A 22235-nucleotide genomic window follows, 5' to 3' on the forward strand; every position below is an offset into this window, starting at 1 on the left:
ACTACAAAATCACCTTTTTTTTGCTAAAAAGTGTGATTTTGTTGTTTTTATGTTTTTTTGTTTTGTATATTTATTACATCTTAGTAATACAAAATAGAAAACTAAATTATATTTAATAAAAATGGAAAACTACACTAAACTAAAAGATCTAGTAGCTTCAATCGAAGGTGATGCTGAAAAATTCTTTAACAACGGTAACTCTGCAGCAGGTACTCGTGTACGTAAAGGTTTACAAGAAATTAAAACTTTAGCACAAGAAATCCGTAACGAAATTACAGCTACGAAAAACTCAGCTAAGTAAGCTGCGTATACAGTATGAACAATAAAGGCTCACCAATTTGGTGAGCCTTTGTCATGTTTAGGCACTTCCTTATAGAAGTGCCAATTTCATTATATACTTTACAGTTTCTACATTCATAAAATTCCCCATTGCTTCGACAAACTGTTTTTCCATTTCTGCACGGGTCATTCGTTTTATCTTTTGGTTGTCTAACAACTTCTTGTCCAAGACTACAGCATTGCTGATCTCGACTTTGGTCGCAAAATACGATACGTGTTGACTAGGTACTACCAAACCCAAGATCAATCCTGGTAAGCCATTTATAGACTCAGGACCACCATCAATCGGAATCTCTACCGCATAGTAGCCTACCACATAAATTGAGTCTGGAGTGATACCATTCGCACGACGGCAGTTGTATCCCGCTATTTCGCGATACTCATCTGTGATTTTCCACTTGATATTCTTTACGCTATCTTTTATGATAATTTTTTGGCCTACGATATCATTATAACGCTGAAATTCTTTGGTTTTCAAATTAGAGAATGTAGTGGCTTCGAAATCCAAGGCCAATTGCATGATGGTCTGTTTCAATTTCATGTCCAATTCTTGCTTCACAGGACCAAACACAGTCTCATCGCCTTTGAATCTTAATTCTTTTTTCAGTACGGCATTCTCTGGAAGATTCGGAATCATGGCCTGAAAAAATGGTCTTGAACGCTCGTCGGATTTCTCTACATACTGTTTGCGGACGATATTCTTCATGTACATGGTCTTATCATAACTCACCACACCTGATTCTGCAAACATGGCATATTGTGCTTCGGCTTTAAAAAAGACGCCCAATACCAATGCTACTACGATATATAAATATTTCATGTTATTATTCTCCTTATAAATTATTTTACAAACATCTTGTTAAAGTCCCATGATAGTTTCAACATATAATAACGTTGAATGGTATCGAATCTACGTTGTACAAAGACAGAGTTGTTTTGCGATCTAGAGTACCCAATATTTTCGTTTAGTAAATCATTGATCGTAAAGTCAAGCATCAACGATTCATTCTTAAAGAATTTTTTGCTGATACCTGGATGAATCAAGAAACGAGACAAATCTTCGTTGAATGCTTCTGTAGCTGCTTCGAATGAATAGTCGTAATTCGTATAGATTTTGAAAGTCTTCGTTACAAAATATTCTACCGAGCCATTTGAGCCAAACACAAAACCATTGTTATTTTGATCCGGTCTCAAGTTAGAAGTCATTTTTCTATACTGAGGACTGAAGTTCAAATTAAAGTTTAAGCCTGTTTTTGTATCGCGCGTGATCTGATAAGTAAAATTATAGTTTGCTGTTTTCACCACATTTTCTTGGCCATCAAAGAAGTTGTAATTTTCTGATAGGTTGACACTCACTTGCGGCGAATTACTTAATCCTAAGTCCTTGCTAAGTTTGAAATAGTTACCTCCCCATAAGCCCAAAGATTTATTCGTGCGGCCATCTATATTTGCCCAACGGTATATATTCTTACCTTCATTTTGGGTAATATTTTGTGCAATAGGATCTTTAGTCATCGAAGCATTTAAGCCTACATACATATAGTTACCCGATAATACTTGGAAGGAGTTGTAACCTACATTCGCACTATTGATAAACGATGGCTCCAAGTTCTCATTACCTTCGTATTGATTCAATTCATCGGTATTATTTCTCAATGGTTGGATCTGTGACAAAGAAGGCAATTGGTTGCGTCCATTGTAGTTGAACCACAAGTGCTTGTTTTTCGCAATGCTATATGAACCATTAATCCTTGGATTGTACGTGAAGAACGAGCGTTTCAAAATATTGGATGTATAATTATTCTTTTGCTCTAGCGCATCATCATTCAGATTGTTAACAAAGCTACCGCGAAGTTTTTCGGTCACATAGCTTAATGTCACATTGTAATTATTGCTTCGACGATTGAAGTCATAGTTGTTACTGAAGTTTTCATCCAATATATCATAATTGTCTGTCGTGCTCTTATTGAATGACTCCAATAATGAAGCATTATCACGACGGTCAATATTGTATCCCAAAGACAAATTCAAGACGCTGCTAAGCGGCTCCGTATAGCTAATACCTGCTTTTACATTGGTCATGTTTTGGTCTCTGTTCTTAAATTGATCTGTAATTGTATCCGGTAGACTCACCAAAGATCTTGTAGAATACAATGTACCAAAACCATACGTTCTATCTTTCTCCGCAGCTGCTGTAAGGGATAACGAACGTCCTTTTTTCATAAACTTCTTCGTATACAATAAGTTCATAATGTAATTTTCGACATCGTTATCTTCTACTTGTCTACTTCTGTTTGAAGCAATTAAATTTTCATTGTTGTTAAAATTGGCAGAATTTAACCTATTATCACTCCACAGCTTTTTACGTGTTACACCACCGCGCACTAACACGGAGTTTAGAGAGTCTAATTTCAGATCATAACGCAAATTGATACGGTGTTGCTCATTTTCAGTGTCAACAATTTTGCTGGAATTACTATTGACTACGCCAGACATGATCGTTGATTCTGTACCATCTGCCTGCAGATTTCCATATTTGTAACTCAAATTAATGGTATGCTTGTCTCCTCCTAATTTATCATTGAAGTTGACACCCGAATTAATAGCTCTTGGGATACCAACTACACCTTGTCCTGAAAATGGATCTTGGAAAGAACCATCTACAAACATGCCCCCTTCGTCATTAATAGTCACACCAGAGTCGCCACCAAATTTCTGCGCATCTTCCCAGTTCATACTGGTGGTACCATTGTTACCAAATAGACCATAAGCAGAAATCTTTTGTGAACCTTTGAATTTGTTGAACATCAACTGCCCCATATAATATTTGTCCGTGCCCGCGCCAGCAAGTGCTTTACCAAAGATGCCATTTTTAGCGTCTTCTTTCAGTTGTACGTTGATCGTCTGTTCACGCACGCCATCATCCACACCAGTTCGTTCGGCTTGGTCCGATCTTTTTTCATACACTTGTACTTTATCCACCATATCCGATCGAAGATTTCGGGTCACTAAAGTAGGATCATCCCCAAAGAATTCTTCGCCATCTACCAATACTTTTTTTACAGTTTTACCTTGAGCGGTAATATTACCTGCTGCATCCACCGTGATACCGGGAAGGACTTTCAATAAATCCTCTACCTTGGCATTCTTCTCTACAGTAAATTGTGAGGCGTCATATTCTGTTGTATCGCCTTTGATTGTGATAGCTGCTCGCCCGCGGACCACAACTTCCTCGATCAGATGTGCGACACTTGTCAATAACACTTCACCAAGATCATTTTGATTATCATCGGCCTTTAGTTCCTTGTAGAAATCTGCATATTTGGGATAGGAAACAACCAGCAAATGATCTCCCGCAACAGGTTTCGGAAATTCGAAATATCCATTTTCATCTGCTCGCGTATAATCGATCAAGATCGAATCCTGCGCCTGCAATAGCATAATGGAAGCGTTTTTAAGTTTTAATTTATCCGATATGTCTAATACCTTACCGGAAATCTTACTTTGTGCAAATGTATTTGATAGTAAACCAAATAGTGTAAATAAAAAGAGGAAAGAACCCTTCATATAATTTTAAGTTAAAGAATGTTTAGTTTAATAAGCGCTATTTACAATAGCCTTCCCATAATCAGACACAAAGAAAAGATTCTTTGCGCATTAATCCATATAAAAAAACGTTAATCCATGCAAAAACTCGGTAGATAGCACTTTTTTGTCGGTAAAAAATCCATTCTCAGATTTATTGTTTTATGCTAATAATTAAAATATACCACTGCTTGGCGCGTGAAATTTACTTTACTCCAACACATAAAACTATTATTAAACAAATATTCCCTATTTTTGCTAAAAACCATTTTTAAAATGCAAAACATCAAAGAATATGTAGAAGCGAACAAAGATCGTTTCTTAGATGAATTATTTGAATTATTGCGCTTTCCATCAGTTAGTGCTGACCCTCAATATAAAGAAGGCGTATTAAATACAGCAGAGTTCGTAGCTCAAAAATTAAAAGACGCTGGTGCTGACAATGTGGAAATATGTCCTACTGCAGGATATCCAATCGTATACGGAGAGAAGATTTTTGACGCTTCGCTACCTACCGTATTGGTATATGGTCACTATGATGTACAGCCAGCTGACCCACTAGAGCTATGGCATACACCTCCATTCGAGCCTACTGTACGTGATGGCAAAATCTATGCGCGTGGTGCTGCAGATGACAAAGGTCAATTCTACATGCATGTGAAAGCCTTTGAATACATGGTTCGCGAAAACCAATTGGCTTGTAATGTTAAATTCATGATAGAAGGTGAAGAAGAAGTAGGTTCAGAAAACCTTGGTATCTTCGTAGCCGCGAATAAAGAGCGTTTGAAAGCAGATGTTATCGTGATTTCGGATACATCTATGATTAGCCTGGAGCACCCATCTTTAGAGACTGGTTTGCGTGGTTTGTCATATGTAGAAGTAGAGGTTACTGGTCCTAACCGTGACTTGCACTCTGGTGTCTATGGTGGTGCTGTAGCAAACCCTGCTACTATCCTTTCCAAAATGATTGCATCTCTTCACGACGAGAACAACCACATCACTATCCCAGGATTCTATGATGATGTCGTGGAATTGACTCCAGAAGAAAGAAAAGCTTTGAATGAAGCTCCTTTTGATATCGAAGAATATAAAACAGATCTAGGCGTACAAGATGTATGGGGCGAAGAAGGATTTTCTTCTATCGAACGTACAGGTATTCGTCCTACATTGGAGGTCAACGGTATTTGGGGAGGTTATATCGGCGAAGGTGCCAAAACAGTATTACCTTCCAAAGCATTTGCTAAAATCTCTATGCGTTTAGTACCGAACCAAAATTCGGAACGTATTACGCAATTATTCAAAAACCACTTCGAAGGCATAGCACCGAAATCTGTAAAAGTAGAGGTAAAACCTCACCACGGTGGCGAGCCTGTAGTTACACCTACGGATAGCATCGCTTATCGTGCTGCCGAAAAAGCGCTGGAAGAAGCATTTGGCAAGAAACCAATCCCTACACGCGGCGGTGGTTCTATTCCAATTGTAGCGTTGTTCGAAAAAGAATTGGGTATCAAAACCGTATTAATGGGCTTCGGTCTGGATAGCGATAATCTTCACTCTCCTAACGAAAAATATGGTATCGAAAACTACTTAAAAGGTATCGAAACAATTCCATTGTTTCACAAATATTATGCGGAGTTAAGTAAATAATCTGCTACTCCAGCATTAAGAATAATAGGTCTAGTTGTGCTAGACCTATTATTTTTTCTATATATTCGTCCTTATTAGTCTAAGCTTGGAATTGATTTATGACAAGGATATTAAGAAGAACACATACCATTCTCTATCTAGGAGCTGTTCTGCTCTTTTTCATTCCTTTCTATCCCTTTTTATATTTTTTTACGAGAAATCCGCACAAATATTACAATCAGATCGTTTTCTGCCGCAAGTGGATTAGTCTGCTAGCCACCAGTATCGTGGGAATCCGTTTCAAAGTCGAATACGAGAGCAACATAGACTGGTCTGAACCCTATGTAATTTGTCCTAATCATACTTCCATCCTAGATATTACCGCACTCACCTACCTCTGCCCACAGCCGTTTTCGTTTATGGGCAAGATCGAATTATTAAAAAACCCCGTGACAAGGGTCTTTTTCAAAAGTATTGATATTGCAGTGGATCGAAAAAGTAAAATTTCAGCATTCAGGGCGTTCAAAAAAGCCGACGAAATGCTGAAGGAAGGAAAATCTATTGTCATATTTCCCGAAGGAAAGATTGACGATGAATATCCTCCACGGCTGCATGAATTCAAATCAGGCTCCTTTCGATTGGCAATTGATAATAAAGTCAAGATTCTTCCTGTAGTCATCCAAGATGTGTGGCGAGTCTTGTGGGACGACGGTAGCACCTACGGATCAAAGCCTGGAGTCGTGCACATAAAAGTGCTCGAACCCATAGATACACAGACGCTTACCCAAAAAGAATTTGATGAATTACAGCACTATGTGTATCAGAAAATGAATCAACATTGGCTACAAGTGAATGCTTCGTAATTTAATAAATGTGACCACATGTGACATTAATGTAATTTCGATGAAATTAAACTTGCTTTTATTAAATATTATATTATTTTTGCGAAAAGTGAAATTTAAATTGTTAGACTATGTATTGGACTCTAGAATTAGCATCACATTTAGAAGATGCACCATGGCCTGCAACTAAAGATGAATTAATCGACTATGCAATTCGTTCTGGTGCTCCTGTAGAAGTAATAGAAAACCTTCAAGCTTTGGAAGATGACGGCGAGCCTTACGAAAACATCGAAGAGATTTGGCCAGATTACCCAACAAAAGATGATTTCTTTTTTAATGAAGACGAGTATTAATCTAGAATAAAAATCGCACTTAATAAGTGCGATTTTTATTTTTATCCTATTCCAGTTTATTCTTATTTCGGTTAAACGATTTTCAGTTACCTTTGTCTTTACTTCAAAACATATGGTATGAATAAATTACTTTTCCTTGGCTTATCTTTCTTTTGGGCAAATTTCTGTTTTGCACAATCCCCTAATTCCATCCATGAGCCAGACGTAACATCCATTACCATTCAACCCAAAATCGGCTATTCTATCTCCAAATCCTCTTTCAATATAGCGGGTAATGAGTTAGGACAAAATCCTACGGTACTCTCGGAGCTGATTTGGGATCCGACAAACGCGCTGGAATATGGTATAGAATCCACTCTTTCGCACAAAAAACTATTTCTTCGCACAGATATCGCACTGCAAAGCACCTTATACGGCAATGTTTCTGATATTGATTATGACGGTGACAACCGCACCTCACCCTATAGCACATTATATCTTAGCAATCATAAAGGCCTAGGATATTCCCTAAAAATCCAACCCGGATACTATTGGACACGATCGAATAAAACGTCATTTGCGACCTATGCGAGCTTGGATTATTCGGGTCGCAAACTGTATTTACTCAATGATAAGGACTGGCAAACCAACAATACAAATTACATTCCCGGTCTAAATTCTTATTACAACTATAGATTCCCCAGCTATGGCGTCGGTGTCCTTTTGGATCAACGACTCTCCAATACTTTGTCTACACAGATCGCTTTGGAAGGATACGTATCGCAATACGCAGCTTATGGCAACTGGAACCTTATCGACGATTTTGAAAAGCCCAAAAGCTATGAGCACAAAGGCACAGGGAAAAAAATCAATGCGCGATTGGGACTCTCCTATCACCTTACAGCACGCACGAGCCTTGGGATAGAATATAACCTTAATCACTTTGGAGTGAGCAATGGTAAAGATTACCTGTACAGCAAATCATCGGGCTTATTGAAAGCTAGATTGAACGATGCCAACGAAACTAGACAGGCTTTCTTATTTAATTTACGCTATTCACTACCATTTGTCCATAGCAATTAATCTTTTGCCTTAATTTAAAGTCATAATTCAAAATTATAACTATGCGATTTATTTTCTCTTTTATCATTCTTATGCAAAGCTGGGCTGTATTGGCGCAGAATAATTCCTCTACTTCCAAAGATGATTTACAAATCATCCGTAACTTTGTAAATGATATGGTCAATGAGGATATCAAAACAGATGTTATCCTCAGTCAATATATTATCGTAGAGAATCCCAATGACGAACTTTACGATTACTTACAAGTCAGCCTGGATGAAGTACGCATCAACCTATGGAGCAAAAAAATAGACGATATACGGTACACGGCATATGCTAATATGCCACGCAAAGATGTACGCGACATTGATATAGAAAATATAGACCCAAACCGTGTTTATTTCCTACATTATAGAAATCGACAAGTATTGGCGGTATATCTAGAACACGACAAAATCGCATCCTTTACCTTAGTTTCCAAAGGAGACAACAAAGCACATTTTGTATTGTATTAAAAGTCACTAATATGTTGGAAAATTGGTAAACCAATAATTTTTTACAAAAACTCTTGACATTATTAAAAAGATAATTGATATTTGTTAACAACAATAAAGAGATGAATCAATTTGTATCAAATAACGCATGGTGGTGGCACAACAGTTAACGTTGTGGCAGTCCTCTATTGCATAAATTTGTATACAATCAAAAATATAATGGGCTTGCCAATAAGGTAAGCCTTTTTATTTGGCATCAACCTAAAGACTGAATTATTAATTTTTTACATTGACCCAGCAGAATGAAAGATATATTAAAGCATTTATTTGAGTACAAATCGTTCACGCGCCAAGAAGCATATGAGATCCTGACAAATATTGCGACCGGAAAATACGACAATCACCAGATTGCAGCTTTTATGACGGCCTATGGAATGCGCAGTATTCGTGTGGAAGAGTTGGGCGGGTTTCGCGATGCGATGTATGATTTATGTCTTAAAATGGATTTCAAAGGCTATGATCTCATCGATATGTGTGGCACGGGTGGTGATGGCAAGAATACATTTAATATTTCAACGTTGGCGTCTTTTGTTGTGGCGGGTGCGGGCTACAAAGTGGCCAAACACGGTAACGTCGGTGTATCTTCAGGCTGTGGGTCATCGAATGTGATGGAACATTTAGGCTATCAGTTTACCAACGATAAAGATAACTTACAAAAGCAGTTGGATGAAGCCAATATCTGCTTCCTACATGCTCCCCTATTTCATCCAGCAATGAAAACCGTAGCACCTATCCGTCGTGCCTTAGGGATCAAAACGTTCTTCAATATGTTAGGCCCATTGACAAATCCTGCGAATCCCAAATTTCAATCTGTGGGCGTATTTTCTTTGGAATTAGGGCGATTGTATGGTTATTTATATCAAAACACAGAAAAACAATATAGCATTATCCACGCTTTAGATGGATATGATGAAATATCATTGACAGGAGATTTTAAAGTCATCAACAATGAAGGAGAAAGTTACTATGCGGTAGATGAATTGGGGTTTGAAACTGTAGAGGCAGAGGCGCTTGCCGGAGGTGACAACGTAGAAGAAGCTGCTCAGATTTTCAGAAACATCATCGAAGGAAAAGGAAATTCCGTTCAAAACAACGTGGTGTTGACGAATGCAGCATTTGCTATAAAGACTTTCCATCCCGAAAAATCTTTTGGTGACTGTTACTATGAGGCTGAAGAATCCTTATTGGGATTAAAAGCTTTAGATAGTTTGAAGAAATTGACCACTGAGTAGGCTGATTGAAGGACTAATTGACAGATGTTTCATTCCGGTAAACATGACATAATAAATTGTCTTTCTAGCGATAGGAAGAGTCTAAAAGATAGAATGCTCGAAACCTCTGAACGACCAAGTGGCATATTGTGGAAAGCGAAATATCTTTCGATAGTTGAATAGATACCTCCTTGCGTGGGAATGACAAGAGAATGAAAATATGAACAAAACATTAAAAATAAAAGTTTGTGGAATGCGAGAAACTGAAAATATTCAGCAGCTTGCACTGCAGCCTATAGATTATATGGGATTCATTTTCTATAAAAAATCAGCTCGCTTTGTCAGTCAAAATCCTAATATAGATCTTCCCGAAAGCATCAAAAAAGTTGGAGTTTTTGTAAATGCGGATAAAGAAGAAATTGAAGCAAAAATACACGATTTTGATTTGCAAGTGGCACAACTGCATGGAAATGAAACCGCAGCTTTTTGTCAAGAAATCAAAAATTTGGGGATAGAAACCTTCAAAGCATTTGGCATTGATGAGGCGTTTGATTGGACTCCATTGTCCGAATATGTGGGTAAAGTGGATTATTTTTTATTCGACACCAAGAGCAAACAATTTGGCGGAACCGGCCAGACATTTGATTGGTATAAATTAAAAGAGTATCCGTACGATACACCCTATTGGCTAAGCGGAGGTGTTTCTTTAGAAAACATCCAAGAAGCGGCCAATTTTGATGATAATAGATTATATGGTTTAGATTTGAATTCGAAATTCGAAATCGAGCCCGGATTAAAAAATATAGATTCGTTAACACAAGCATTCTCAATTATAAAATGAGCAAATATCAAGTAGACAAGAGGGGTTATTATGGACCATTTGGTGGTGCATATATTCCCGAAATGCTTTATCCCAATGTGGAAGAATTGCAAAATCAGTATTTACAAATCATGGAAGACCCGTCGTTCAAAGCAGAGTTTGAACAACTTCTGAAAGATTATGTGGGTCGTCCATCCCCGCTTTATGAGGCTAAAAGATTATCCGAAAAATATGGTGTTAAAATATTCTTAAAGCGTGAAGATCTAAATCATACAGGCGCACACAAAATCAATAATACGATCGGGCAAATCTTATTGGCGCAACGCTTAGGCAAAAAACGTATCATCGCCGAAACTGGTGCCGGCCAACATGGTGTCGCTACAGCTACAGTATGTGCATTGAAAGGTTTGGAATGTGTGGTATACATGGGTGCGATAGACATCGAACGTCAAGCGCCAAATGTAGCACGTATGAAAATGATGGGCGCTACCGTCGTTCCAGCGACTTCGGGCAGTAAAACACTAAAAGACGCGACAAACGAAGCGTTGCGTGATTGGATCAACAATCCTGTCGATACGCATTATATTATAGGTTCGGTGGTAGGACCGCATCCGTATCCGGATATGGTAGCACGTTTTCAATCGATTATTTCCTTCGAAACAAAAAAACAGCTTTTAGAAAAAACAGGCAAGGAAACTCCTGATATTGTGATGGCTTGCGTGGGTGGTGGATCGAATGCAGCAGGTATGTTTTATCATTTCTTGGATGAAGTAAATGTAAAAATAATCGCTGTAGAAGCGGCTGGTCATGGAGTTGAATCGGGAGAAACGGCAGCAACTACCGCACTTGGGAAAGAAGGCGTGCTTCATGGTTCTCGTCAAATTTTGATGCAAACTGAAGATGGTCAAGTTATAGAACCCTACTCCATTTCTGCGGGTCTTGATTATCCTGGAATTGGTCCTCAACATGCTTGGTTATTCAAATCTGGTCGTGGTGAATATGTTTCTGCTACAGATGATGAGGCGATGCAAGCTGGTTTGAGATTAACAAAACTAGAAGGCATTATCCCTGCAATTGAGAGTTCACACGCCTTGGCACATTTAGAAAAAATGAATTTCAAAGGCGATGAAACGGTAGTGATTTGTCTTTCTGGGCGTGGTGACAAGGATTTAGATAATTACATGAAGTATTTTAATTTATAATAATGCAACTGACCAAACATTCAAACGGATTGTTGTCCATATATTTCACAGCGGGTTACCCAACTTTAGATAGTACGGTGGCAATTGCGAAAGCTTTGGAAGAAGCAGGTGCCGACTTCTTGGAAATCGGCTTCCCCTATTCGGATCCTGTTGCCGATGGCCCTACGATTCAGCATGCTTCGGAGGAAGCCTTGAAAAATGGAATGACGCTAAAAGTTCTTTTTGAACAATTGAAAGATTTACGCAAGCATGTAAGCATTCCCGTTTATTTGATGGGCTACGTGAATCCTGTTCTTCAATTTGGTGTGGAAAATTTCTGTAAAGCCTGTGCAGCAGTGGGTGTAAATGGCACTATAATTCCGGATTTACCTATATACGAGTATGAAGAATTGTACAAAACAGTTTTCGAAGAAAATGGAATCAGTAATATCTTCTTAGTAACTCCCCAAACCTCGGAAGCGCGCATTCGTAAAATCGATGATTTGACTACGAATTTCATCTATTTACTTTCGTCGAATGCAACGACTGGTAAAAATCTAGAAGTTAAAGATCAAGCAGAAGCTTATTTCAAACGTATCAAAAAGATGGAATTGAAAAATCCATTTATCATTGGTTTTGGTATTTCTAATCAAGATACTTTCCAAAAAGCGACTACATATGCAAATGGTGCGATTGTGGGAACAGCTTTTGTAAAATTGCTAGGTGAGGAAAATTATTCAGAAAAGATTCCAGCATTTATAAAAAGCATCAAGGGAAAGACAAATCATAGAGTCCAATAATATTATTCGACTCTATGGTTAATATCGAATCTTATTTAAATTGATCATTATACGCAGAATATTTTTCTAGGTATAGGAGGATCTTTGAAAAACATAGCTGCCAGTTTTAAATTAGGTTATAATCCTAAAAAGCTGCCTTAAGTCATTATTATAAGGAATCAACATCATTCTTTAAAATCCTAAAAATCGTTAATTTGTCTTCATACTTAAAACAGACAATTATGAAACAGTTAGAAAATAAAGTAGCAATTGTTACAGGTGGAGCCTCAGGTATTGGAAAGGCAATTGTTGAGCTATTTATCAAAGAAGGTGCTAAAGTTGTAATCGCAGATTTAAATGAAGACTTGGGGATTAAATTATCAGAATCATTAGGTGATGCTACTACTTTTGTAAAGGCAGATTCTTCTTCTCCAGAAGATAATAAAAAATTAGTGGATACTGCTGTTGAAAAATTTGGTGCACTACATATTGCAGTGAATAACGCTGGTATTGGTGGTGATGCCGCTATTGTTGGGGACTACAGCCTTGAGAGTTGGAAAAAAGTTATTGATATCAATTTGAATGGAGTATTCTTTGGTATGCATTACCAACTTCCAGAAATCGAGAAAGTAGGTGGTAGCATTATCAATATGGCTTCTATCTTAGGATTGGTTGGCTTTGCTAATTCTTCGGCATATGTAGCAGCAAAACACGGCGTCGTTGGATTGACTAAAACTGCTGGTTGGGAATACGGTACTCGCGGTGTTCGTATTAATGCAATAGGTCCAGGATTTATATCCACACCACTCATAGACAATAATCTAGATAAAGACACTTTAACATACCTTGAAACCCAACATGCTATGCAACGTCTAGGTAAGCCGGAAGAAGTTGCAGAATTAGCATTATGGCTAGCTTCCAATAAGTCTTCTTTTGTAACTGGATCATATTACCCAGTGGATGGTGGCTATCTAGCAAAATAAAACGGGGTGAAAATTTAAGATTGCCTTCCCTAAATGCGTGCATTAAGATAATTTCTATTTTTCATGCATTAGGGAGTGCTCTCTTTTTGTTTTATCCTTTTTTCCTATTTACACTTTCCTCTTTCATGCCTTCTTCGATTATCTCTTCGACTTCTTCTTTCTCTTCTGTGTCTAGATGTTTCACGTCTTTATCCTGCTCATGATTAGCTTTGTCAATATAGAATGTACAGCACATAGGAAAATGATCGGAACCTATAGAAGGCAAAATTTTCAAATCTTCAACAAACACGTTCGCGCTATGGTATAATAAATCCAAAGGAATGCGAAAGAACCAATACTTGGCATGGAAAGTCGCCAAATAACCGCGTCCATATCGTGCATCTATTAATTCACTCGCCTTTTTGAACAATCTGGAAACGCGCGACCAAGCCACTGTATTAAAATCTCCCGTAATCACTACCGGCAATTTTTGCTTTTTAGCACGCTTTGCTACACTCAATAGATCGCCATCGCGTTCTTTTGATGTGTCTTCTTCCGTGGGACTCGGTGGTGGCGGATGTACGCCAAAAAACACAAATCGGTAGCCATCCTCCGTTTCCAATTCAGCTTCTATGCTCGGCAAATCATCCACTACAAAGTAATGTACATGCAACTTATGTACTTTCAACTTCGTGTAAAAATGCATGCCATAGGTATTTTCTAAAGCGATTTCCTCATAATGTGGATAAACATCTTTTAATTCTTGAAAAGCATTTTCCCAATCCTGATTGCTTTCCATGGTGAGCAGGATGTCTGGATGCTCCTGGTGCACTAATTTGATTAACCGATGATACTCCGTATTGAATTGATAGACATTCACAGAAATTATTTTTACTATATCGGAATGTTCGTTTGAAACGCCGTGCTTGGTACTTCTCCAAAATTTGGTGAAGCGCACGAATATATAACAATTATAAATTATGCACCCCAATACAATCAACAACATCCAGATACGAAAGTCCAATTCTGACCAATACAAAAATGCTAAAATTAATGTCAGCAACTGCAAAAAAAGCAATTGTGGACGTATAAAATCAGGAACACGAAAAATCCAATGCTGATTTCTTACGAAAGGCAACAGATGCAATATCAAGAATAAAACAGTACAAACCCAAAGTGTTGTAACCATATAGTGATTGAGTAAAAAAATGGACAGAATGCATAGTCGTAACAATTCTTAAAGCATTAAGTTTTATTAATTTTTAATAAATGAGACGATAGATTTGTGACGATGGACTTTATCTGCTATTTCATAGGTCATGAAATACTATTTTCAATTATTACGATATCAACGTATAATACGGCAGACTGGATTACCATTATTGCTATTTGTCTTATTTGCATTGGTAGTTTATTATTTTGCATATCACGCTGTACAAAAGTTTTCATACGCGCCCTATGTGTTGATAATCATAGTAATTTTTATATTGGAAAGAGCACACAAACGCGATAGGGTTGAGAATCTTAAAATACTTTTTGTTGATCGAAAAAAATACTTTCAAGTGAGGACAATTGAAAATGTAATTTTCATATTACCTATTTTACTGTTAGCCACTATATCGGGGATCTATTGGATACTTCCAATTTTGATTGCTATCAGCATTTTTTACGCCGTAATTAAATCCACAATCCTTTTCACTTCCAATACAGCTATACCCACTCCTTTCGGAAAATATCCATTCGAAATGATTCGCTATTTCCGCACCTACTTATTAGCAAATTGTATTGCCATTTTTCTATTTGGGATCGGAATAATAGTTAGCAATGAGAATCTGGCTATTTTTGGAATAGCTTTAATACCTTTTTTCACAATTAATCATTTAGAAAATTTGGAACCACTAGAAGTTTTATGGAACTACAGCATGAAACCAAGTCGATTCTTATTCCATAAGATCAAAAGAATCACCTTGAAACCTATGTCTTGATAAGTCCCCTTAGTGCGGTATTGGTTATACGCGAATATGCTCATCAAGTTTTACTTCTCGTAGGCGCTATCTACCTTCTTACCTTTCTACTTATCTTGTCATATCAATTTATGAAGTATAGCGTCTTTCCTCGCAAAATAGGCATTTTCGAGGGAATTATTTTTGCTTTGAGTGGATTATTTCCACCAATAATACTAGGACTATTTCCATACTTCTACACGAAAGCTATCAGAAATCTAAACGAATATTTATGATTACAATCAATAATTTAACTAAAAAGTTTGGATCGATTACCGTTTTAGACGACATAAGTATTCATTTTGGAAAAGCCAAAGTCTATGGTATCGTCGGAGAGAATGGTTCGGGCAAAACGACATTATTTCGTTGCATCGCTGAATTAGAAAAATTTGAAGGGACAATTGTCAGTGAGTTAATCCCCATAAGACAGCAGCTGGGCAACATTATGGCGGAGCAGTTTTTTATCAGCAAAATAACAGGAGAAGAATATATTCGGTTATTGCTGGAAGCTCGAAGTAAAAAAGGTATCGATATTAAGTCAAGGAATATTTTCGACTTACCTCTCGATAGGTATATAGAAAGCTATTCGACGGGTATGAAGAAAAAATTAGCTATTACAGCCAGCATATTACAAAACAATGAATTTATTATCATGGACGAACCTTTCAATGGTTTGGATCTATCGAGTTGTATAATCTTGACTGAATTAATCAAAATCTTAAAAAACAAAGGCAAAACGATTATTTTATCATCCCACATATTTGCTTCATTGACAGAATGTTGTGATGTAATTATCAAATTAGAAAATGGAAAATTATCCAATATTATTCATCGAGAGTACTTTAAATTATTGGAGGAAGAGTTGAAATCGAAGATATTACCGCAAAATATTGCTGATTTTTTATAGCTGTAAATTTTAGGATGAAAAGCCTGAAAATTAGCTTTTATAACACAATTTAATAGCGTATTTTTGTACTTCAAAATAAGCAATATAAATTCCTAACATATAAAATGGAACATACACGAATAAAAGAATTATTAAAGTCCGAAGAATTTGGTAAAGAGATAATTGTAAAAGGATGGGTTAGAACTTTTCGTAATAATCAATTTATAGCGATCAATGATGGTTCTTCAATTAATAATATCCAAGCTGTAGTTGATTTTGAAAATACGCCAGAGGATATTTTAAAAAGAATCACTACGGGTGCTGCTGTTCGTGTAAAAGGAAATTTGGTGGAGTCGCAAGGTAAAGGCCAGCGTGTAGAAGTAAAAGCTATTGAAGTTTCAATTATCGGCGATTCAGATCCTGAAAAATATCCATTGCAACCCAAAAAACACAGCTTAGAATTTTTGCGTGAGATAGCACATCTTCGTGTCCGGACAGGAACTTTTAATGCCATATTCAAAGTACGAAATGCATTATCATTTGCAATACACAAGTTTTTCCAAGAGCGTGATTTCGTATATTTCCACTCCCCTATTATCACTGGATCAGATGCAGAAGGCGCAGGTGAAATGTTCAGAGTGACGACTTTGGACCCTATCAATCCACCATTGACGGACGATGGTAAAGTAGATTTCAAAGAAGATTTCTTCGGAAAATCAACGAACTTGACTGTTTCTGGTCAGTTGGAAGGTGAATTGGCAGCCTTAGCATTTGGAAATATCTATACTTTCGGTCCGACTTTCCGCGCGGAGAATTCAAATACGACTCGCCACTTAGCAGAGTTTTGGATGATCGAACCCGAAATGGCGTTCTACGAATTGGAAGACAACATGGATTTGGCGGAAGGTTTATTGAAATACGTTATTAAATATGCTTTAGATACATGTCCGGAAGAAATTGAATTCTTGAAAAACCGTCTATTGGAAGAAGAGAAATCAAAACCGCAAGCTGAACGTTCGGAATTGAACTTAGTTGATAAATTGAATTTCGTATTAGAAAACAACTTCGAGCGATTGACATATACCGAGGCTATCGATATTTTGAAAGCTTCAAAACCAAATCAAAAGAAACAATTTAAATACTTAATCGAAGGTTGGGGCGCTGACTTGCAGTCCGAGCACGAAAGATATTTGGTAGAGAAACACTTCAAGAAACCTGTTATCTTGACCGATTATCCACGTGAGATTAAGTCATTCTACATGAAACAGAATGAAGTAGATGCACAGGGCCGCCACACAGTACGTGCGATGGACATTTTGTTCCCAGGTATCGGCGAGATGGTCGGCGGATCGCAACGTGAAGAAAACTTAGAAAAATTGTTGGCTCGTATGGCTGAAGTGGGTATCCCTGAAGAAGAGATGGACTGGTTCTTGGATACACGCCGCTTTGGTTCGGTGCCTCACTCCGGTTTTGGCGTTGGATTCGAACGATTGGTATTGTTCACCACAGGAATGACAAATATCAGAGATGTAATTCCTTTCCCACGCACACCGAAAAACGCAGAGTTTTAAAAAAAGAACAAATAAAGCAAAAGAGTTGTTATTCATTAAACAGCTCTTTTTTTGTAGTTCAAATTTTAGTTTTTACTTTTTAATTTTGACATTTTACTTCTTAGGTTATGCTTATTAAAATATATAACGACAATCCGAATCCCAAAGCTATTGATCAAGCTGTGGATATATTGAAAAAGGGAGGTGTGATCATTTACCCGACGGATACCGTTTATGGTATTGGCTGTGATATCACCAATCAAAAGGCAATAGAAAAAGTGTGTCAGATACGAGGACTGAAAACCGATAAGGCGAACTTATCGTTTATATGTCATGATCTGACGGATATTTCGCAATACACCAAACCCTTCGATACGGCGGTTTTTCGTGTTCTGAAGAAAGCATTGCCAGGTCCATTTACTTTTATCTTTAATGCTAGTAATCAAGTACCCAAACTATTAAGTTCAAAGAAGAAAACTGTAGGTATTCGTGTGCCAGATAATGCTATCGTGCGTGAAATTGTCAGACAATTAGGCAATCCTATTGTAACTACCTCCATCCGCGACGAAGATGAAATCATCGAATATTCGACCGATCCGGAATTGATATATGAAAAATATCAAGATCAGGTCGACTTGGTTATCGATGGCGGGTATGGTGACAATGTTGCCTCTACTGTTATCGACCTGACGAATGGCGAATTTGAAGTGATCCGTGAAGGAAAAGGTGACCTGGATTTATACTTATAGGAAGATAATACTATTATATAAAGTAGCAAACGTCATTTCTCCATACGGTCAAAATGACGAAAAAGGGCTTGTAAATAAAATACAAGCCCTTTCTTTTAAATATGATAGCTTTGATTTTGAAATTCCATAGCTGCATAATATTCATACTTTTTCTTATCCAATGGATAATCCCAACAGCCCATTCGGTGAAATATCTGTCCTCCGAATCCCGATTTGAAACGATAAAGTCCATACATCGGATGGGCGCTGTCTGCTTCAGGCGATATTCCAAAGAAATCATATTCCGAACAGCCCTTTTCCCGCGCCAGTTGCATCGCTCTCCACTGTAAAGCATAAGTGCCCATATAATTTCTATTCTCCGTAGATGAAGCTCCATACAAATATGTTGCTCTATTCGCCGAGATCACCAAAAACATGGCCGCTAATGGTTTGTCATCGACATACGCCACCAACATATACACGTCCGCTGGGGAATCTGAATTATTTGCACGAGCCGATAATACTATTCGGAAATAATTGATATCATGCAAAAAGAAGTTGTTGCGCTTCGCAGTTTGACGATACAGATCATACCATATTTCTAAGCTCTCCAGTCCATGAGATTCAATACGGACACCTTTTCGCTTCGCGAGGTTGATGTTGTATCGGGTTTTAGGTTTCATCTGACCCAATAGCATATCATCACTGTTCTTTAGATTCATGAAGATGGTATTGGAGGGCAAAATATCGGTATTTGCTTTACGCAAGTTACCATATTCCGTATTAAAATTGACGCGCATCTCTTGTACACGCTTGGAAGGTAAACCAATCCAGGTGCCGTGCAGGTCATAACAATCATCTTCATTGGCCCACTGCGACTGCCATGACAAATCATAACGAATCAAGATACAAGTCGGTGGCAAATATTGCCTCAAAGCTTCAGATAGCTGTTCCAAAAAATATCCTTGCTGCTCCGGCGAAGGTTCTATCTCTGGACCATAAGGGACATAAGCAATACAATGGTCAGCATCTAGATATTGAAGCATAATCAAAAAATCTCCTATCACATAGATTTCATCTGATTCGCTGCAAAAAAGATCCGCTGACTTGGTTTTAAAATTATACGCCAATGTATCAATTCCCTGAAGTTTTTTTACCGTCGACCAATATGCCGTCTGTTGAATAATTCCTGTTTTATAAAGGTGACTATTGTCTTTCTGTTCTAAATCCGCAATCATTATAAATGATTTATTATCAATTATTTATTAAATTCACAAATGGCACAAACTTAGCCAAAATAGCATAATCAAAACAGACCGATTTGTCATAATCGGGTAACAAGAAAATATTGGAATGATTCTAAAGAAGGTCGAAATACCTTATTTTTTAAGATATGAAATATTGAAAACAACGACAGCAACAAAGATTAATCCATAAGCTATACCTTGTAGTGAAGTGATATTTTCATTAAAATAAAATACAGCCAATAGGAATGCAATAATAGGATTAATATAGAGCAGGACGCCGACTACAGAAGAGTCTAACCCCTTGAGCGCATACATATTGAGGAATAATGGTATAATCGTAAACAATACAGCAATTAGTAATACATACTGAAAAAACAAATCGGAATGCATCACTTCACTACTTGAACTTAATCCCATTGGAATCAATAGTATTGCACTGATTAGAATGTGTAAGGTTAGCGTGAAAAATCTATCCAATTGTGTATTGGCCTTTTGCAGCACCAAATATATGGCATAGGATAAAGCGATGATGACACTATAAAGCATATCCATAAAGTGTCCGTACGATAGCATTATACAGCTCAAGATGCTCATCCCTACGGCGACCCATTGCCCCGTATTCAATCGTTCTTTTAAAAATATCCCGGCTAATACGGTGGTTAATATCGGACAAATCAAATACGCCAATGAAGTTGCATTTACGCTGACTGTATTCATCACATAGATATATAAATACCAATTCACAGCCAACATAATCGCACTAAAGATAGTCGTGCCAATAATTTTATTACGTGCCGGAAGAGTCAATGAGCGAATATAGGACAGGTTGGCTTTGGTGACTTTATAGCGAACAGTTAAGCTAACTATGGCAATAATTATGGCGGCAAATGCGACGCGGTAGGTTAATATATCTAAGGCAGCGTAATCACTGAGCGGTTTCAGAACAAGACTAAACATGCCCCACACTACAAATGAAAAAAGTGCAGCGGCGTAATACTTGAGTTGCATGGAATAATGAATATTTTTTTTAGAGAATCACAAATTCCTCGACAATGACATGGCCGACATGCTCATTGACACGACCAATAATTTGTCGACGATTGATGGCTAATTCATGTTTTACGACAGCAGATTCTACTTTGACATAGAGCTTTTTGTCTTTGATGTAAATGTGCTGTGTGCGTTTGGCAATATAGGGGCCGATAATTTCTTCCCAAAAGCTTACAACCGAGGATTCCTCATATTTGCGTCGCAATCTATATACTTCCAACCACTTCTCCACAGCTTGCTTCATGCTGATGTCGTCACGGGTCGGTATTTCATCCACTTTCTTCTTATATAGCATGAGCTTGTCCTCCTTCGATATCAAAGATACGGATAGGTTGTTGTATTTCGTCAAATATTCGTTGGATTCTTAAGGCATCGGTATCCGTAATAAAAATCTGCCCGAATTCCTCATTTGAAACCATCTGCATGAGTTTTCTGGTACGCTGATTATCCAATTTATCAAAGATATCATCCAATAACAGCAAGGGTTTGAATTTATTTTGCTCATGCAGATATGTATACTGCGCCAGCTTCAAGGCGATCAAAAATGACTTCTGCTGACCTTGCGAACCAAATTTTTTAAGTGGCATCTCGCGATGAATGGTAAACAACAGATCATCCTTGTGAATACCTTTGGTGGTTCGTTCGAGGATACGATCTTTTTCTAACGATGACTCCAATAATTGGGTGAAATCAGCGCCGTGCAATTGGGAGTCATACACCAAAGAGACCTCCTCCGCACTATCACTCAGGTATTGGTAATGACGCTGAAAAGAAGGTGTAAATTTTTCCATGAAAGCTTTACGCTTGTGGTATATCACCTCGCCTACTTCCACGAGCTGCATATTCAAGACCTCCAACAGTCCGATATCAAATACTCCCTTTTCCTTGATGTTTTTTAATAGGACGTTACGTTGCAGCAAAACTTTATTGTACGCAATTAATGTATCCAGATAGCGGTTGTCAGTCTGAGAAATAACATTGTCCACAAACTTGCGGCGCTCTTCGGAACCTTCCAAAATAATGAGTGTATCATTCGGCGATATCATCACCAAAGGAAATTGACCGATATGATCAGCCAGACGCGGATAATCCTTTTTGTTGCGCTTGAATTGTTTTTTCTGATTTCTTTTTAAGCTGCAAGATATTAAATCCGGCCTGTCGTTTCTTTCAAATTCACCCTGCACCATGAAATACTCCTCGCCACTTTTGATATGTTGCGAATCAATGGGATTAAAATAAGACTTGCAGAGCGAAAGGTAGTGAATAGCATCCAGCAGATTCGTCTTACCTGCACCATTAGAGCCTGTAAAAGCATTCACCTCAGGCAAAAAATGCAAATTAGAATCTGTATAATTCTTAAAATTTAAAACGGAAAGCTGCTTCAACCACATAGTACAAAGTAAAAACTAAAAAAGAACAAGTCAAAAAAATAGGTTGATTAGTTTTGAACACCAATCAACCTATCATAACAATGAATA

The 22235-nt window shown here is 37.6% G+C and carries 21 protein-coding genes; 14 read left to right on the forward strand and 7 right to left on the reverse strand.

Going from position 1 to position 22235, the window contains the following annotated elements; genetic code table 11:
* Positions 1-121 precede the first annotated feature (121 nt).
* On the forward strand, positions 122-301 hold the full coding sequence (locus tag EDC17_RS01500) for a histone H1 (protein ID WP_132776208.1): 180 nt from the start codon (positions 122-124) through the stop codon (positions 299-301).
* A 69-nt stretch (positions 302-370) separates the two neighbouring features.
* Here the strand turns inward: EDC17_RS01500 and EDC17_RS01505 are convergent, their stop codons facing one another.
* Both EDC17_RS01505 and EDC17_RS01510 read right to left on the reverse strand, forming a co-directional pair.
* Complete coding sequence (locus EDC17_RS01505) at positions 371-1159, reverse strand: GLPGLI family protein (protein WP_132776210.1); 789 nt, start codon at positions 1157-1159, stop codon at positions 371-373.
* 20 nt (positions 1160-1179) lie between these two features.
* Positions 1180-3906, reverse strand: a complete 2727-nt coding sequence (locus EDC17_RS01510; RefSeq protein WP_132776212.1) for an outer membrane beta-barrel protein — start codon at positions 3904-3906, stop codon at positions 1180-1182.
* Between the two features lie 294 nt (positions 3907-4200).
* On the opposite strand from EDC17_RS01510, the gene EDC17_RS01515 reads away from it, so the two are divergent.
* From EDC17_RS01515 to EDC17_RS01560, 10 genes are all read left to right on the forward strand, one after another.
* Positions 4201-5571 carry a dipeptidase gene (locus EDC17_RS01515; protein WP_132776214.1) on the forward strand — a complete coding sequence of 457 codons (1371 nt, stop codon included), beginning with the start codon at positions 4201-4203 and terminating at the stop codon, positions 5569-5571.
* A gap of 98 nt (positions 5572-5669) precedes the next feature.
* A complete protein-coding gene (locus EDC17_RS01520; RefSeq protein ID WP_132776216.1) occupies positions 5670-6413 on the forward strand; it encodes a lysophospholipid acyltransferase family protein in 744 nt (247 codons plus the stop codon).
* A gap of 110 nt (positions 6414-6523) precedes the next feature.
* Positions 6524-6745: a DUF2795 domain-containing protein gene (locus tag EDC17_RS01525; protein ID WP_002996718.1), complete on the forward strand. Its 222-nt coding sequence runs from the start codon at positions 6524-6526 to the stop codon at positions 6743-6745.
* Positions 6746-6862: 117 nt separating this feature from the next.
* On the forward strand, positions 6863-7807 hold the full coding sequence (locus EDC17_RS01530) for a hypothetical protein (RefSeq protein WP_132776218.1): 945 nt from the start codon (positions 6863-6865) through the stop codon (positions 7805-7807).
* A 41-nt stretch (positions 7808-7848) separates the two neighbouring features.
* The gene (locus EDC17_RS01535) at positions 7849-8301 is read left to right on the forward strand and encodes a hypothetical protein (RefSeq protein ID WP_132776219.1); all 453 of its coding nucleotides are present in this window, start codon (positions 7849-7851) and stop codon (positions 8299-8301) included.
* 281 nt (positions 8302-8582) lie between these two features.
* Positions 8583-9572: an anthranilate phosphoribosyltransferase gene (gene trpD, locus EDC17_RS01540; protein ID WP_132776221.1), complete on the forward strand. Its 990-nt coding sequence runs from the start codon at positions 8583-8585 to the stop codon at positions 9570-9572.
* 199 nt (positions 9573-9771) lie between these two features.
* Positions 9772-10392 carry a phosphoribosylanthranilate isomerase gene (locus EDC17_RS01545; protein ID WP_132776223.1) on the forward strand — a complete coding sequence of 207 codons (621 nt, stop codon included), beginning with the start codon at positions 9772-9774 and terminating at the stop codon, positions 10390-10392.
* Positions 10389-11573 carry a tryptophan synthase subunit beta gene (gene trpB, locus EDC17_RS01550; RefSeq protein WP_132776224.1) on the forward strand — a complete coding sequence of 395 codons (1185 nt, stop codon included), beginning with the start codon at positions 10389-10391 and terminating at the stop codon, positions 11571-11573. The genes EDC17_RS01545 and trpB overlap by 4 nt, the downstream gene beginning before the upstream one ends.
* 2 nt (positions 11574-11575) lie before the next feature.
* Positions 11576-12352 (forward strand): tryptophan synthase subunit alpha, encoded by a 777-nt coding sequence (gene trpA / locus EDC17_RS01555; protein ID WP_132776226.1) that lies wholly within the window; start codon positions 11576-11578, stop codon positions 12350-12352.
* A 221-nt stretch (positions 12353-12573) separates the two neighbouring features.
* On the forward strand, positions 12574-13314 hold the full coding sequence (locus EDC17_RS01560) for an SDR family NAD(P)-dependent oxidoreductase (RefSeq protein WP_132776228.1): 741 nt from the start codon (positions 12574-12576) through the stop codon (positions 13312-13314).
* Positions 13315-13405: 91 nt separating this feature from the next.
* Here the strand turns inward: EDC17_RS01560 and EDC17_RS01565 are convergent, their stop codons facing one another.
* Complete coding sequence (locus EDC17_RS01565) at positions 13406-14482, reverse strand: endonuclease/exonuclease/phosphatase family protein (protein WP_132776230.1); 1077 nt, start codon at positions 14480-14482, stop codon at positions 13406-13408.
* A gap of 1046 nt (positions 14483-15528) precedes the next feature.
* Here EDC17_RS01565 and EDC17_RS01570 point away from each other — a divergent pair.
* From EDC17_RS01570 to EDC17_RS01580, 3 genes are all read left to right on the forward strand, one after another.
* Positions 15529-16203, forward strand: a complete 675-nt coding sequence (locus tag EDC17_RS01570; RefSeq protein ID WP_132776232.1) for an ATP-binding cassette domain-containing protein — start codon at positions 15529-15531, stop codon at positions 16201-16203.
* Between the two features lie 104 nt (positions 16204-16307).
* Positions 16308-17753: an asparagine--tRNA ligase gene (gene asnS / locus EDC17_RS01575; RefSeq protein WP_132776233.1), complete on the forward strand. Its 1446-nt coding sequence runs from the start codon at positions 16308-16310 to the stop codon at positions 17751-17753.
* A gap of 107 nt (positions 17754-17860) precedes the next feature.
* Positions 17861-18481 (forward strand): L-threonylcarbamoyladenylate synthase, encoded by a 621-nt coding sequence (locus tag EDC17_RS01580; RefSeq protein WP_132776235.1) that lies wholly within the window; start codon positions 17861-17863, stop codon positions 18479-18481.
* A gap of 95 nt (positions 18482-18576) precedes the next feature.
* On the opposite strand, the gene EDC17_RS01585 is transcribed toward EDC17_RS01580, so the two are convergent.
* From EDC17_RS01585 to recF, 4 genes are all read right to left on the reverse strand, one after another.
* The gene (locus EDC17_RS01585; RefSeq protein ID WP_132776237.1) at positions 18577-19698 is read right to left on the reverse strand and encodes a lipid II:glycine glycyltransferase FemX; all 1122 of its coding nucleotides are present in this window, start codon (positions 19696-19698) and stop codon (positions 18577-18579) included.
* A gap of 141 nt (positions 19699-19839) precedes the next feature.
* Positions 19840-20715, reverse strand: coding sequence for an EamA family transporter (locus tag EDC17_RS01590; protein WP_132776239.1), 876 nt, complete (start codon positions 20713-20715; stop codon positions 19840-19842).
* Between the two features lie 19 nt (positions 20716-20734).
* Positions 20735-21052 carry a DUF721 domain-containing protein gene (locus EDC17_RS01595; RefSeq protein ID WP_132776241.1) on the reverse strand — a complete coding sequence of 106 codons (318 nt, stop codon included), beginning with the start codon at positions 21050-21052 and terminating at the stop codon, positions 20735-20737.
* Positions 21042-22148 carry a DNA replication/repair protein RecF gene (gene recF / locus EDC17_RS01600; protein ID WP_132776242.1) on the reverse strand — a complete coding sequence of 369 codons (1107 nt, stop codon included), beginning with the start codon at positions 22146-22148 and terminating at the stop codon, positions 21042-21044. Before recF ends, EDC17_RS01595 begins: the two co-directional genes overlap by 11 nt.
* Between the last annotated feature and the right edge of the window lie 87 nt (positions 22149-22235).

Origin of the sequence: Sphingobacterium alimentarium (assembly GCF_004342685.1) — a bacterium.
GTDB lineage: Bacteria > Bacteroidota > Bacteroidia > Sphingobacteriales > Sphingobacteriaceae > Sphingobacterium > Sphingobacterium alimentarium.

Bases quoted from the DNA above. Each gene is read 5' to 3' on its own strand.
- EDC17_RS01500 (WP_132776208.1), top strand. From the start codon at position 122: ATGGAAAACTACACTAAACTAAAAGATCTAGTAGCTTCAATCGAAGGT.
- EDC17_RS01505 (WP_132776210.1), bottom strand. From the start codon at position 1,159: ATGAAATATTTATATATCGTAGTAGCATTGGTATTGGGCGTCTTTTTT.
- EDC17_RS01510 (WP_132776212.1), bottom strand. From the start codon at position 3,906: ATGAAGGGTTCTTTCCTCTTTTTATTTACACTATTTGGTTTACTATCA.
- EDC17_RS01515 (WP_132776214.1), top strand. From the start codon at position 4,201: ATGCAAAACATCAAAGAATATGTAGAAGCGAACAAAGATCGTTTCTTA.
- EDC17_RS01520 (WP_132776216.1), top strand. From the start codon at position 5,670: ATGACAAGGATATTAAGAAGAACACATACCATTCTCTATCTAGGAGCT.
- EDC17_RS01525 (WP_002996718.1), top strand. From the start codon at position 6,524: ATGTATTGGACTCTAGAATTAGCATCACATTTAGAAGATGCACCATGG.
- EDC17_RS01530 (WP_132776218.1), top strand. From the start codon at position 6,863: ATGAATAAATTACTTTTCCTTGGCTTATCTTTCTTTTGGGCAAATTTC.
- EDC17_RS01535 (WP_132776219.1), top strand. From the start codon at position 7,849: ATGCGATTTATTTTCTCTTTTATCATTCTTATGCAAAGCTGGGCTGTA.
- trpD (WP_132776221.1), top strand. From the start codon at position 8,583: ATGAAAGATATATTAAAGCATTTATTTGAGTACAAATCGTTCACGCGC.
- EDC17_RS01545 (WP_132776223.1), top strand. From the start codon at position 9,772: ATGAACAAAACATTAAAAATAAAAGTTTGTGGAATGCGAGAAACTGAA.
- trpB (WP_132776224.1), top strand. From the start codon at position 10,389: ATGAGCAAATATCAAGTAGACAAGAGGGGTTATTATGGACCATTTGGT.
- trpA (WP_132776226.1), top strand. From the start codon at position 11,576: ATGCAACTGACCAAACATTCAAACGGATTGTTGTCCATATATTTCACA.
- EDC17_RS01560 (WP_132776228.1), top strand. From the start codon at position 12,574: ATGAAACAGTTAGAAAATAAAGTAGCAATTGTTACAGGTGGAGCCTCA.
- EDC17_RS01565 (WP_132776230.1), bottom strand. From the start codon at position 14,482: ATGGTTACAACACTTTGGGTTTGTACTGTTTTATTCTTGATATTGCAT.
- EDC17_RS01570 (WP_132776232.1), top strand. From the start codon at position 15,529: ATGATTACAATCAATAATTTAACTAAAAAGTTTGGATCGATTACCGTT.
- asnS (WP_132776233.1), top strand. From the start codon at position 16,308: ATGGAACATACACGAATAAAAGAATTATTAAAGTCCGAAGAATTTGGT.
- EDC17_RS01580 (WP_132776235.1), top strand. From the start codon at position 17,861: ATGCTTATTAAAATATATAACGACAATCCGAATCCCAAAGCTATTGAT.
- EDC17_RS01585 (WP_132776237.1), bottom strand. From the start codon at position 19,698: ATGATTGCGGATTTAGAACAGAAAGACAATAGTCACCTTTATAAAACA.
- EDC17_RS01590 (WP_132776239.1), bottom strand. From the start codon at position 20,715: ATGCAACTCAAGTATTACGCCGCTGCACTTTTTTCATTTGTAGTGTGG.
- EDC17_RS01595 (WP_132776241.1), bottom strand. From the start codon at position 21,052: ATGCTATATAAGAAGAAAGTGGATGAAATACCGACCCGTGACGACATC.
- recF (WP_132776242.1), bottom strand. From the start codon at position 22,148: ATGTGGTTGAAGCAGCTTTCCGTTTTAAATTTTAAGAATTATACAGAT.